The sequence below is a fragment of the Methylobacterium phyllostachyos genome (genome assembly GCF_900103445.1).
GTDB lineage: Bacteria > Pseudomonadota > Alphaproteobacteria > Rhizobiales > Beijerinckiaceae > Methylobacterium > Methylobacterium phyllostachyos.
The window spans coordinates 239,986-252,882 of record NZ_FNHS01000011.1 but is presented as its reverse complement, the minus strand read 5'-3'; the positions used below and the strand labels follow the sequence as shown (position 1 = coordinate 252,882).

The window sequence follows — 12,897 nt, the reverse complement described above, 5'->3', positions numbered from 1 at the left end:
AGGAACTGGGCCTCGACCACTTCGAGGGCCGCTCCTGGACCGGCCTGCACCGGCACGCGCTGATGACGTGCATCGCCTGCGCCTACCTGCAGCACCTGCGCCTGGCTGGGCCCGACCGGACGGATGGGGAAAAAAAAGGTGGCCGGCCTACCGGGACCGCCACCGTCTCCGACCCTGCCCGCCGTGCGGCAGGCCATCATCGGCCGCCTGTTCGTCGGTCTCATCCCACCGGTGCGATGCCCGCACTGTCGCCGCCGCTTCCGGCTACCGTCTGACCTCAAAGTGCCCAGGTAGTGCTAGGGTCATGACCACCATCACCATCCGTCGCATCGCGGCCTCATCTTCGAGACATCAATAAACGGATCGAATGGCGGAATCCGGAACAAGTTCCATAAGGATTATGCATTAGTATCGGCTATCCAGCGCAGCATTCCCTCCCCGGCGCGCCCTAGCGGATTCACACTTTTCTTCCCGATGCCTAATCCTTTCAGAAAAGAGCGCTTTTCCCTCCCCCTTGTGGAGAGGGGCCAGGGGTGGGGGTGGTGCAGAAGGCACCGCTCCGCTCGATCCTGAACCACCCCCACCTCCAACTCCTCCCCGCAAGCTTGAGCGATCCCGGGCAGGCCCGGGATCGCCAGGGGAGGAGAGCGCGTCGGCGAAAATGTGTGAAGATCGTAGCCGGCGCGCCGGAATGTGGCCTAGCGCCGTCCGCCGTGCCGGTGGATCCTGCGATGCCGACGGGCCACGCGACCCCGCAGACCGCCCGGGGCGGTGACGCGGGGCTGGCCGGCCGGAGGCGTCACGGTGCCCTGCGCGGCGGCATGCCCCGGAAGGCTGAGCTGCCCGCCCGAGAACCCGGCCCCTAGGCCCAGCCACGCACCCGCGGCCAGAACGGCGATCCATCCGACGCGGACGCGACGCATCTCATTCACTCCCGCGGTCCGGAACCGCCGCCCGAGATGCAGCAAGTCACGTGCCGCCTGTCACCCGCCGCGGCTCTCAGCTGCCGCGATAGGTCTGGTAGCTCCAGGGCGTTGCCGCCAGCGGCACATGATAGTGCTCCTCCGGCGCGGCCACGCCGAAGCGCAGGGGCACGACATCGAGGAAGGGCGGCTGCGGCAGGCGCATCCCGATCCGCCGATGATAGTCGCCGAGGGCGAACCGGATCTCGTAGACCCCGATCGGGACCGGCCGACCGCCGATCAGCGGGACGTCGGTGCGCCCGTCCGCGTTGGTCACGGCGCGGGCGACCGGCACGGTCTCGGTCCCGGTCACGGCTTCGACGAGTTCCACGGCCACGCCCGCGGCCGGCCGTCCGAGCACGGTGTCGAGGACGTGCGTGGAGATGCGGCCGGTGGTGCGGAGCGTCCCGTCCGCCTCGACCAGGCGGCCGAGGCGGATCGCGGCGATGCGGAAGACCTCGGCCTCCGCGGTGCGCATTTCCGTCTCCGGATCGGATTCGAGGCGCTCCTCGAACGCCTTCAGGAGCGACGCGCGGCCATGGCGCCCGACGCAGAGGATGAACGGGATGCCGAAACGGCTGCGATAGGCCGCGTTCATCGCCTCGAACCGCGCGTATTCCGAGGCGGAGAGGCGATCCAGACCGGCCACCGCCTGCTCGGCGATCGAATCGGCGGCGATCATCCCGTCGCGGGCCGCACGACCCGCGAGTTCCGGGTGGCCGGCCAGCAGCGCGCGGCGCAGATCATCGGGCGCCGCCGCAGCCGCCGCGCACAGCCCTGCATGAAGCCCGGCCACGGTGTCGAACGGTCGGCGCGCCGCCGCAGCCCGGGCGACCCAGGGCGCGTGCTCGAAGACGGCGCCGAGCAGCGCCACGAAGTCGCCCTCCGGCATGGTGTTGAGGTCGGTGAGAGGGATTTTCATCGCCACCCCGTGCTTCGGCCTGACCCGCTCGCGAGCCGTCCGGCCGGTGCGGCGGACCGCGCCGAACAAAGGCTGACCCTCGACGTGTTCGCGGTTGCAGGCAACAGGCCAGATGACGACCGCGCGAACGGATTTCCTTGCGAAGGCCGTTCCGTCACTCGACAGCTGGTGAGGTCCGCAAAGCGGTGCGTCCCGCCTTGGCATATACCTTGCGCGATCGTGGCCGTGGCGCGCAGATCTGCGGTCTTCATGGTGGACCGGCGCGCCCGCTGGAGAGATCCCGCAATGCCGAGCGCTGCCCGATCCGAGGCTCCCGCGGGTACCGGGCCAGACGCAACCCTGGTGGGCGGCGCCGTCCCGCGCGAGGCCGCCGCGGCGCCGATCACCCAGGTCGGCCCGCTCGCACTCGGCCTGCTCGGCCTTCAGCATGTGCTGGTGATGTATGCCGGCGCCGTGGCCGTGCCGTTGATCGTCGGACGGGCGCTCAAGCTGCCCCCGGATCAGGTCGCGATGCTGGTGAGCGCGGACCTGTTCGCGGGCGGCCTCGCGACACTGGTGCAGAGCTGGGGCCTGCCCGGCATCGGCGTGCGCATGCCGGTGATGATGGGGGTGACCTTCGCGGCCGTGACGCCGATGATCGCCATGGGCTCCAGCCCCGACATCGGATTGACGGGGATCTACGGCGCCGTGATCGCGGCCGGCCTGTTCGCGCTGGCGATAGCGCCCTTGATCGGACGGCTGCTGCCGCTGTTCCCGCCGGTGGTGACCGGCACCATCATCCTCGTGATCGGCATCTCGCTGATGCGCGTCGGCGTGAACTGGGCGGCCGGCGGGATTGGCAATCCGCATTACGGCGCGCCGCTCAACCTCGCCATCGCGGCCTTCGTGCTGTGCGTGATCCTGGCGATCACGCGGTTCGGGACCGGCTTCGTCAACTCGGCCTCCGTCCTGATCGGCATCGTGATCGGGACGGTTGCGGCCGGATTCTTCGGGCTGGTCGACCTCGGCCACGTCGCGCGCGCACCGTGGTTCGACCTCGTCCGCCCCTTCGCGTTCGGACTGCCGAGCTTCGATCCCGTCGCGATCGTGACGCTCTGCATCGTGATGATCGTCGTGATGATCGAGTCGACCGGCATGTTCCTCGCGCTGAGCGAGATCTGTGCGGATCCAGTCGACGAGGCGCGCCTGACCCAGGGCCTGCGCGGTGACGGCCTCGGGACGGTGATCGGCGGCATCTTCAATACCTTCCCCTACACATCGTTCTCGCAGAACGTCGGCCTCGTGGGCGTGACGGGCGTTCGGACCCGTTCCGTCGCGGTCGTCGGCGGCGGAATCATGCTGGGGCTCGGGCTCGTCCCGAAGCTGGCGGCCCTGGTCGAGGCGGTCCCGCAATGCGTGCTCGGCGGTGCGGGTCTCGTGATGTTCGGCATGGTCGGGGCCACCGGCGTGCGCATCCTCGGCACGGTGGATTTCGCCGGCAACCGCAACAACCTGTTCGTGGTCGCCGTCTCGGTCGGATTCGGCTTGATCCCGCTTGTGGCCCCCACCTTCTTCAAGGAGATGCCGCACGCGCTGCATCCGCTCCTCGAATCGGGCATCCTGCTCTGCGCCCTCTCGGCCGTGATCCTGAACCTGTTCTTCAACGGCCTCGGCACGATGGGGGCGGCACGCGCGGACGCTGTCCGGCAGGCGCAGGCCGCCGAAGCCCACTGAACCTGTCCCAACCCGGAGATGCTCATGGCCCTGACGGCTTCGCGATACGGCAAGAGCCGGGTCCGGGTGATGCGTCTGACCCGGGACGGCGACCATCACACGCCCCGCGAACTGACGCTGACCGTGCTCATGCAGGGGCGCTTCGACGCCGCCTGGACGGAGGGCGACAACCGCGCCTGCGTGGCCACCGACAGCGTCAAGAACATCGTCAACGTCACGGCGGCCCGGAACGTCTCCCTCGACAAGGAGGCGTTCGTCACGGCTGTGGCGCGGGTCTTCCTCGACACCTATCCGCAGATGGACACCGTGACGATCGAAGCCACCGAGACGCGCTGGCTTCGCCACGCGATCGCCGGCGTGCCGCACGGTCACACCTTCACGCTCGACGGCAACGGCCTCGGCTACGTTCGCCTTCAGGCCGGACGGGACAGGGTCGAGCTCTCCTCGGGCTTGCGGGGTTTCACCTTCATGAAGACCACGCAGTCGGGCTGGTCCGATTTCGTCGATGACCAGTATCGGACGCTGCCGGACACGACCGACCGGATCGCCGCGACCAGCATGGACGCCACCTGGACTTGGTCCGGCACGCCGGACGATTATGGCGCAGCCAATGCCCGCATCCAGGAGACGCTGATCGCAGTGTTCGGAACCACCTACAGTTACGGCGTGCAGGACAGCATGTATCGGATGGGCGAGGCGGTGCTGGCGGCCATGCCCGAGGTGTCCGAGATCGCCTTCGCGATGCCGAACAAGCACTACATCCCGATCAACCTCCAGCCCTTCGGCCTCGACAATCCCGGCACCGTGTTCCTGCCCACCGACGAGCCGCACGGCCAGATCGAGGCTACGATCGGCCGCGTTGCCTGAACCCGATCGCGCCGTGGGACCGGCGCGCAGGCCCGCCCCCGTGCTGCACCACCGCCTCCTCGCCTATCTCGACGAAGTGGCCCGCAGCGGCTCGATCCGGAAGGCTGCCGTCCGGCTGGGCGTCGCGTCGAGCGCGATCAACCGGCAGATCCTGGCGCTTGAGGCGGAGATGGGCGCGCCGCTGTTCGAGCGGCTGCCCCGGGGTCTGCGGCTGACCGCAACCGGGGAGATTCTCCTCCGCCACGTGCGCGACACCCTGCGCGAGCACGAACGGATGCTCACGCAGATCAGCGCCTTGAAGGGGCTCGACCGCGGGGAGGTCGCGATCGCCACGATGGCGACCCTGGCGGGTGGCATCCTTGCGGACGTGGTCCGCGACTTCCGCGAGAACCATCCGCATATCAGCCTCAAGATCCGCGTCATGACGATGGACGGCATCGTCGAGACGCTCCTGTCGGGCGATGTCGATCTCGCGCTGGCGTATCGGATGCCGCGCGGTCCGCAGTTCCGATGCCTCGCGCGGTCAGAGCATCATCTCGGAGCCGTCATGGCGCCGGATCATCCGCTCGCCGGCCTGTACCACCTTCGTCTGGCCCAGTGTCTCGGCTTCCCGCTGGTGGTCCCGGACGGCTCGATGAGCTTGCGCGCCGTGCTGGAGCAGTTGGTGCCGACCCACGCCGTTCTCAAACCGGCGGTCGAGACCAACTCGGTCGAACTGATGAAGCATCTGGCGCAGCGGGCGCCGCATATCACCTTTCTGAACCTGTCCGACATCCAGGCGGAGATCGCCTGCGGATCCCTCGCCTTCACGCCGCTGCGGGATGCCACGGCGATCACCCAGTCGGTATCGCTGATCCAACGGTCACAATCCCCCCTCGGCGGACCGGCATACCTTGTTGCCGCGCGGATCGGGGAGGCCTTGGGCGGGCGCGGCGATCCCGATTGAGCGGACCCATCGGGAAAGATCTGTGCCATTCCTCCAGGGCACGCGCGGAGACAGTCGCGCTTTCTCAAGATTCTGAAAACTAATGAGTTTCCGGAAAACGATTCGCGCCGTGCCACGCGGTGATCCGATGTGCGTTGATCGCCCCGTGTGAATTCGCACAAAGAATAAGCCGGCTCTGTTGGATCGAGAGGCAGTCGTGCCCAATCTATGAACGGGTGTTCGGCTCGGTCGCATGGTGCGCCGCCTTCGCTCGATGGATGAGTCCGATGATGTCCCGCTTCCTTGCCGCTGCCGCCCTTGGCCTCGCATTGACGACGGCCGCATCGGCACAGAGCTACACCGCCCCGGCCGGAATCCCTGCGGTAACGGCGCCCGGCGGCCTCGAAGGCCAGGCGGCTGCGGCGAACCTGGCGGCCGCGCGGAACGTGCGTGCGTACGGCACGAACGTCGAGGTGTCGGTCGGCGACCTGACGACGGGCTCCGTGCGCCGGTCGTACACGCCGCCGCGGACGGAAGGCCTGCGCTGAGTCCGTGATTCGGATGGATTAGCTCTGGATCCCGTGGACGCGCCGCGCGTGTAACCGTGCCATGGCGCTGTTTTGGCCAGACCGGGGTCGTTCAGTAAGCGTTTCTAGGCTGCCACCTCGCTGATAGACTGGCGCACGTGCCGAAAATCTCGGCTTCGTGGTTTTCGGGCGCCCGCCTACACTTCGCCTCCAGTCGCCGCCCCCGGGCGGCTGGATGAGGTGATCTGCGAGTGGCACATCTTCCCTTCACGCGCAGGCGCTTGCTGGGCACGGCCGCCCTCGTCGGCCTCGGGGCCGTCGCACGCTCGGGGGCGCACGCCGCCACACCCCTCACGGTCGGCTTCATCTATGTCGGCCCGAAGGACGATTACGGATACAACCAAGCCCACGCTCAGGCCGCCAAGGCCTTGAAGGGTTTGAGTGGCGTCGAGATCACCGAGGAGGAGCGCGTCCCGGAGACCAACGCGGTCGAGAAGACCATGGAGAGCATGATCAATCTCGACGGGGCGACGCTGCTGTTCCCGACGTCGTTCGGATATTACAATCCCTACCTTCTGGCCGAGGCACGCAAGAACCCGAAGATTCAGTTCCGGCACTGCGGTGGCTTGTGGACCGAGAAGGATCCGCAAAACGCCGGCTCGTACTTCGGCTACATCGCGCAGGGCCAGTATCTCAACGGGATCGCGGCAGCCTACGCCACGAAGTCCAAGAAGATTGGCTTCGTCGCGGCCAAGCCGATCCCGCAGGTGTTGAACAACGTCAACGCCTTCCTGCTCGGCGCCCGCAGCGTCGATCCGGGCATCACGTGCCAGGTGATCTTCACCGGGGAGTGGTCGCTGGCGGTCAAGGAGGCGGAAGCGACGAACGCGCTGGTCGATGGCGGCGCCGACGTCATCACCTGCCACGTCGACAGCCCCAAGGTCGTCGTCGAGACCGCGGCGCGGCGCGGCGCCTGTGTGTGCGGCTACCACGTCGATCAGTCGCCCCTGGCCCCGCAGAAATACCTGACGGGGGCGGAGTGGAACTGGCTGCCCATCTACCAGGATGCGATCGCCGCGATGCAGGCCGGCAAGGTGCCCCAGCATTTCGTCCGCGGCGGCCTCGCCGACGGCTACGTCAAGATGAGCCCCTACGGACCGGCGGTCTCCGAGGGGGCCCGCCGCAACGCGGATGCCGTCAAGGCCGAGATGCTGAAAGGCGGCTACGAGATCATCAAGGGGCCGCTCAAGGACAATGCCGGGCGGGAGATCCTGCCGGCCGGCAAGGCCTATCCCGAGAAAGCCGCCGAGCTGGAGAGCACGAACTACCTCGTCGACGGTGTGCGGGGTTCGGTCTGAGACCGGCTGGCACGCTTTCTGCGGCACCGGGTCGCCGGAAATCGGATCGCGGAGGAGCGTGAGACGTGGTCGCGGATGCCGCCCCCTCGAAGCTCGCCGCCGAGCGGCCGGACGCCGCCATCGGCCTTCAGGTCCGCGCGTGGCTGGCGCGCCGTCTCGAAGCCGTGGCCATCCCGGTCGGGGCTGCGGTCCTGGGCTTCCTGCTGTTCGGCGTGTTCCTCGCCACCCTCGGCAAATCGCCGCTTCAGCTCGTCGAGATCGTCTGGCGCGGTGGCTTCGGCTCCCCCTTCGCCCTCGGCAACAGCCTGCAGCGGGCGGCCCCCCTCCTGTTCGCCGCCCTGTGCGTCGCGTTGCCGGCGCGGCTGGGCCTCGTGGTGATCGGCGGCGAGGGCGCGATCGTCCTCGGCGGCCTCGCGGCGGCGGCGGCGGCCCAGCCCCTCGCCGGGCTGCCCGCGGCGCTGGCGGTTCCCCTGATGGCCGGCGCGGCGGCCCTGACGGGGGCCGTGTGGATCGGCGCGGTGGGATGGCTCCAGGCCTATCGCAACGTCAACGCGACCATCGCCAGCCTCCTCCTGTCGTACATCGCGATCGCGCTGGCCAACCACCTGATCGAGGGCCCCCTCCGGGACCCTTCGAGCCTCAACAAGCCGTCCACCCTGCCGGTCGGCGACGCGTTCATGCTCGGTCCGATGCCGATGATCGGCGTCCATTGGGGACTCGGCTGCGGGATCCTCGCCTGCGTGATCGCCTACGTGCTGATGGACCGGACCACGCTCGGGTTCGCGGCGCGGATCGCGGGCGGGAACGTGCGCGCGGCGCAGATTCAGGGCCTGCCGGTCGGCCGGCTCATCGTCGGCTTCACGGCGCTGGGCGGGGCCTTCGCGGCGCTCGCCGGCTATTTCGAGGTGGCCGCGGTTCAGGGAACCGCCAACGGCACGCTCGCCGCGGGCTACGGCTACACCGGCATCCTGGTGGCGTTCCTGGCCCGGCAGAACCCGCTCGCCATCGTGCCGGTCGCGTTCCTGCTCGGCGGGATCGAGGCGTCGAGCGGGCTGATCCAGCGGCGGATGCAGCTGCCCGACGCGACCGTGCTGGTCCTCGAAGGACTGCTGTTCCTCGTGGTCCTCCTGAGCGAGACGCTCTACGGCCGGTTCAAGCTGTTCAACCCGCATCTCTGGGCCGAGAAGCGCCCGGCGGCACCCGCCACCACGGTCCCGGCTTGAGGGCCCCGTCATGAGCGGCGACCTCGGCATCTGGACGGTACCCCTGGCCATGGTCGGGGGCGCGATCCGCGTCTCCACACCCTTCCTGTTCGTCAGCCTGGGCGAGACCATCACCGAGCGCTCGGGCCGGATCAACCTCGGGCTTGAGGGGACCCTGGTCCTCGGCGCGATGGCGGCCTACGGCACCGCGGTGCTGACCGGCTCCCCCTGGGCGGGCGTCGCCGTCGCCGGGCTGGCGGGGGGCCTCCTCGGCCTGCTGCACGGGTTCATCTGCAGCTTCCCGCGCGTCAACGACGTGGCGATCGGCATCGCCCTGATGCTGTTCGGCACCGGGCTGGCCTTCTTCTTCGGCAAGCCGTTCATCCAGCCCTCGGCGCCGCCCCTGCCGGCGATCCCGTTCGGTGCGTGGTCGGACCTGCCGCAGGTCCAGGCGGCCCTGCGCGTCAACGTGCTGTTTCTCGCGGGCGCGGCGCTCTCCGTCGCGCTCTGGTGGGGCCTGCGCAACACCCGGGCGGGACTGATCCTGCGGGTCGTCGGCGACAGTGCCGACGCGGCCCGGGCCCTGGGCTACGACGTCGACCGGGTGCGCCTCGTCGCCACCGGCATCGGCGGCGTCCTCGCCGGGATCGGCGGCGCCTACCTCTCGCTGTACTATCCCGGCTCCTGGAACGAGGGGATCTCCTCCGGGCAGGGCCTGATGGCGGTGGCGCTGGTCATCTTCGCGCGCTGGAACCCGCTGGCCTGCTTCGGGGCCGCACTCCTGTTCGGGGGCGCCGGCGCACTCGGCCCGGCCTTGCAATCGGTGGGCGTCTCGCAGGGCTACTACCTGTTCTACGCCGCCCCCTACGTCCTGACCCTCGTCCTCCTGATCGCCACCTCCTCGCCCGACCGGGCGCTGGCCGGGGCCCCGGGCGAACTGTCCCTGTCGAAGTGAGAGCGTGCCGATGAACGGCCTCGGTGGATTGAACAAGTCGGCACACGGCGTCGTGATCGGCCTCGTGCAGCTGCAGCTGCCGCGGATCGAGACCCGCGCCGACATCGCCGCGCAGACCGATCGCATCGTCGCGCTGGTCGCCAAGGCGCGCGCCAACCTCGCCACCATGGACCTCGTCGTGTTCCCCGAATACGCGCTGCACGGCCTGTCGATGGATACGCGTCCGGAGATCCTGTGCACCCTCGACGGCCCCGAGGTGGCGGCGTTCAAGCGCGCCTGCGCGGAGAACCGGATCTGGGGCTGCTTCTCCATCATGGAGGCCAACCCGGGCGGGAACCCGTACAATTCCGGGCTGATCATCGACGATACCGGCGCGCTGAAGCTCTATTACCGCAAGATGCACCCCTGGGTGCCGGTCGAGCCCTGGGAGCCCGGCAATCTCGGGATCCCCGTCATCGACGGGCCGCGGGGCGCCAAGCTCGGGCTGATCATCTGCCACGACGGCATGTTCCCCGAGATGGCGCGGGAATGCGCCTATCGGGGCGCCGAGATCATGATCCGCACCGCCGGCTACACTGCCCCGATCCGCGAATCCTGGCGGTTCACCAATCAGGCGAACGCGTTCTGCAACCTGATGGTCACCGCCAATGTCTGCCTGTGCGGGTCGGACGGCACCTTCGATTCCATGGGCGAGGGCATGATCTGCAACTTCGACGGGACGGTTCTGGCTCACGGCACCACCGGCCGCGTCGACGAGATCATCACCGCCGAGGTGCGGCCCGACCTCGTGCGCGAGGCGCGGCTCTCCTGGGGGGTCGAGAACAACATCTACCAGCTCGGCCACCGCGGCTACACGGCGGTGGCGGGCGGCGCGCAGGACTGCCCCTACACCTACATGACCGACCTCGCGGCCGGGCGGTACCGGGTGCCCTGGGAGGATCAGGTGCAAGTGACCGACGGGACCGGCTGCGGCTTTCCGGCCCCGAGCCGCCGCTACACCGGCGCGCCGCCCGCGCGGGAGGCCGCCGAATGAGGGCCGCCGAGCCATCGCCCGCGGCGGCCGGCACCTACGCCGAGGCGACGCCCTATCCGTGGCCCTATGACGGCGATCTGCGCCCCGGCAACACGGCGCTCGTCATCATCGACATGCAGACCGATTTCTGCGGGACCGGCGGTTACGTCGACGCGATGGGCTACGACCTGGCGCTGACCCGGGCCCCGATCAAGCCGATCGCGGCGCTGCTGGCGGCCGCGCGGGCCTCCGGCTACCACATCGTGCATACCCGCGAGGGCCATCGCCCGGACCTCGCCGACCTGCCCGCCAACAAGCGCTGGCGCTCGCGCCGGATCGGCGCGGGCATCGGCGATCCCGGCCCCTGCGGCCGGGTGCTGGTGCGCGGGGAGCCCGGCTGGGAGATCATCCCGGAGCTGGCGCCGCTGCCGGGCGAGCCCGTCATCGACAAGCCGGGCAAGGGCTCGTTCTGCGCCACGGACCTGGAGCTGATCCTCCACCAGCGGGGCATCCGCAACCTGATCCTGACCGGCATCACCACGGATGTCTGCGTGCACACGACGATGCGGGAGGCCAACGATCGCGGCTTCGAATGCGTGATCGTCTCGGACGGCACGGCCGCGACCGATCCAGGCAACCACGCGGCGGCCCTCAAGATGGTAACCATGCAGGGCGGCGTGTTCGGCGCCGTCGCGTCCTCGCAGGCCCTGCTCGACGCCATGGGGCGCGGCTGATGCCGCCCGCGGCAGCCGGAGCGGTCGGCGTCGAGACGATCGGCATGACCAAGCGCTTCGGCGCCTTCGCCGCCCTCGACGACGTGTCGATGCGGATCCAGCCCGGCGGCTTCCACGCGCTCCTCGGAGAGAACGGCGCCGGCAAGTCGACCTTCGTCAAATGCGTGATGGGCTTCTACGCGCCGACGGCCGGGACCGTGCTGATCGACGGCCGGGAGGCCGAGATCACCAACCCGAAGGGCGCGCAGAGCCGCGGTCTCGGCATGGTCTACCAGCACTTCACGCTGGTGCCCTCGCTCACGGGCGCCGAGAACCTCGTGATCAGCCGCGCCGACGCGCCCGCCATCCTCGACTGGAAGGCCGAGCGCGCGGCGCTGGCGGCCTTCATGGCCGGGATGCCGTTCCGGCTGAACCTCGACCGGCCCGTGGCGGAGCTGGCCGCGGGCGAGAAGCAGAAGCTCGAGATCGTCAAGCAGCTCTACCTGAAGGCGCGGTTCCTGATCCTGGACGAGCCGACCTCGGTGCTGACGCCAGGCGAGGCCGAGGAGGTGCTGGGCCTCCTACGCGCGATGACCGACCGCGGCGCGCTGACCGTGCTGATGATCAGCCACAAGTTCCGGGAGGTCGAGACCTTCGCCCGCACGCTGAGCGTCCTGCGGCGCGGCAGGCTGGTCGGCGGGGGCGCGGTCGGCGCGCTGTCGCCCGGCGACATGGCGGCGCTGATGATCGGCGAGCGGGCCGTGCGCCCGATCACGACCCGCATCGGGGAACCCGATACCGCGCGCGAGATCCTGCGCGTGGAGGATCTCGACGCCACCGACGGCTCCGGCCTGCGCCGCATCGCGATCACGGACCTCCGCGTCCGGGCCCGGGAGATCCTCGGGATCGCCGGTGTGTCGGGCAATGGCCAGAAGGAGCTCGCCGACGTGCTCGGCGGCCGGATCCGCGCCTCTCGCGGCCGGGTCATCGTGGCGGGGAAACCCTATAGCGGGCTGCGCGCGCAGAGCCGGGCGCGCCGCGTCCGCTTCATCCCGGAGGAACCGCTGCGCGAAGCCTGCGCGCCGCAGATGTCGGTGGCCGAGAACCTGGCCTTCCGTGCCTTCGATCGCCGCGGCGAGGATCCGTCCGGTCCCCCGACCCTGTGGCTCGACCGGCGGGCGATGACCCGCCGGGCCAAGGAACTGATCGATCGCTTCAAGGTCAAGACCGCGTCCTCGGAGGCGCCCATCGCCACGCTGTCCGGCGGCAACGTTCAGCGCGCAGTGCTGGCGCGCGAGCTGACGGACCCGGTCGACCTGCTGATCGTGGTCAATCCCTGCTTCGGCCTCGACTTCGCGGCGGTTGCGGAGATCCGTACACGCATCGTTGCCGCGCGGAACGGTGGTGCGGCCGTGCTCCTCATCAGCGAGGATCTGGACGAGATTCTCGAATTATCGGACAGGATCGCGGTGATGTCGGACGGACGCATCGTCTATGAGACGCCGGCAGCTGCGGCCGAGGTCAGCACGATCGGCCGGCACATGGCTGGGCATCTCTGATTGGGATCACCCGGTTTGGTGGACGCCGAGATCGCCTTCGCGCGAGGTGGTCTTCCAAGGCTGAAGAGCCGCCCGCCATACCCGGCCGAGGTCCCCCGTCAGATGGTCGAGCTGGTCCGTGCTGACCGCGTTTGACCGATCCGGCCCGCGCATTCGACTCCTCCGCGCAGGCTGTCCGCAAC

At 69.4% G+C, this 12,897-nt stretch carries 12 protein-coding genes and 1 pseudogene; 11 read left to right on the top strand and 2 right to left on the bottom strand.

The genetic code is table 11. The annotated features are described in order from the left end of the window. A pseudogene (locus tag BLQ49_RS19000) lies at positions 1 to 275 on the top strand (IS701 family transposase); the annotation flags it as partial. A 423-nt stretch (positions 276 to 698) separates the two neighbouring features. On the opposite strand, the gene BLQ49_RS18995 reads toward BLQ49_RS19000, so the two are convergent. Further along, positions 699 to 923, bottom strand: a complete 225-nt coding sequence (locus tag BLQ49_RS18995) for a hypothetical protein (protein ID WP_143012286.1) — start codon at positions 921 to 923, stop codon at positions 699 to 701. A 76-nt stretch (positions 924 to 999) separates the two neighbouring features. Next, entirely contained in the window at positions 1,000 to 1,884 is an 885-nt protein-coding gene (gene uraD, locus BLQ49_RS18990) for a 2-oxo-4-hydroxy-4-carboxy-5-ureidoimidazoline decarboxylase (protein WP_091718508.1), read from the bottom strand. 285 nt (positions 1,885 to 2,169) lie between these two features. Between uraD and BLQ49_RS18985 the strand changes: the two genes are divergently transcribed. From BLQ49_RS18985 to BLQ49_RS18940, 10 genes are all read left to right on the top strand, one after another. Next, positions 2,170 to 3,597 (top strand): nucleobase:cation symporter-2 family protein, encoded by a 1,428-nt coding sequence (locus tag BLQ49_RS18985; protein WP_091718455.1) that lies wholly within the window; start codon positions 2,170 to 2,172, stop codon positions 3,595 to 3,597. Positions 3,598 to 3,621: 24 nt separating this feature from the next. Beyond that, positions 3,622 to 4,464 carry a factor-independent urate hydroxylase gene (gene pucL, locus BLQ49_RS18980; RefSeq protein ID WP_091718453.1) on the top strand — a complete coding sequence of 281 codons (843 nt, stop codon included), beginning with the start codon at positions 3,622 to 3,624 and terminating at the stop codon, positions 4,462 to 4,464. Further along, positions 4,457 to 5,410: a LysR family transcriptional regulator gene (locus BLQ49_RS18975; protein ID WP_244507673.1), complete on the top strand. Its 954-nt coding sequence runs from the start codon at positions 4,457 to 4,459 to the stop codon at positions 5,408 to 5,410. Before pucL ends, BLQ49_RS18975 begins: the two co-directional genes overlap by 8 nt. 266 nt (positions 5,411 to 5,676) lie before the next feature. Continuing rightward, positions 5,677 to 5,937: a hypothetical protein gene (locus BLQ49_RS18970; protein WP_244507672.1), complete on the top strand. Its 261-nt coding sequence runs from the start codon at positions 5,677 to 5,679 to the stop codon at positions 5,935 to 5,937. 230 nt (positions 5,938 to 6,167) lie between these two features. Further along, positions 6,168 to 7,274 (top strand): BMP family ABC transporter substrate-binding protein, encoded by a 1,107-nt coding sequence (locus BLQ49_RS18965; RefSeq protein ID WP_244507671.1) that lies wholly within the window; start codon positions 6,168 to 6,170, stop codon positions 7,272 to 7,274. Between the two features lie 65 nt (positions 7,275 to 7,339). Continuing rightward, a complete protein-coding gene (locus BLQ49_RS18960; protein WP_091718445.1) occupies positions 7,340 to 8,497 on the top strand; it encodes an ABC transporter permease in 1,158 nt (385 codons plus the stop codon). Between the two features lie 10 nt (positions 8,498 to 8,507). Beyond that, positions 8,508 to 9,431, top strand: coding sequence for an ABC transporter permease (locus BLQ49_RS18955; protein WP_091718443.1), 924 nt, complete (start codon positions 8,508 to 8,510; stop codon positions 9,429 to 9,431). Positions 9,432 to 9,441: 10 nt separating this feature from the next. Beyond that, positions 9,442 to 10,464, top strand: a complete 1,023-nt coding sequence (locus BLQ49_RS18950; protein WP_091718441.1) for a formamidase — start codon at positions 9,442 to 9,444, stop codon at positions 10,462 to 10,464. Then, entirely contained in the window at positions 10,461 to 11,177 is a 717-nt protein-coding gene (gene biuH / locus BLQ49_RS18945; RefSeq protein WP_091718439.1) for a biuret amidohydrolase, read from the top strand. Before BLQ49_RS18950 ends, biuH begins: the two co-directional genes overlap by 4 nt. Continuing rightward, complete coding sequence (locus tag BLQ49_RS18940) at positions 11,177 to 12,715, top strand: ABC transporter ATP-binding protein (RefSeq protein ID WP_091718438.1); 1,539 nt, start codon at positions 11,177 to 11,179, stop codon at positions 12,713 to 12,715. Before biuH ends, BLQ49_RS18940 begins: the two co-directional genes overlap by 1 nt. Positions 12,716 to 12,897 lie beyond the last annotated feature (182 nt).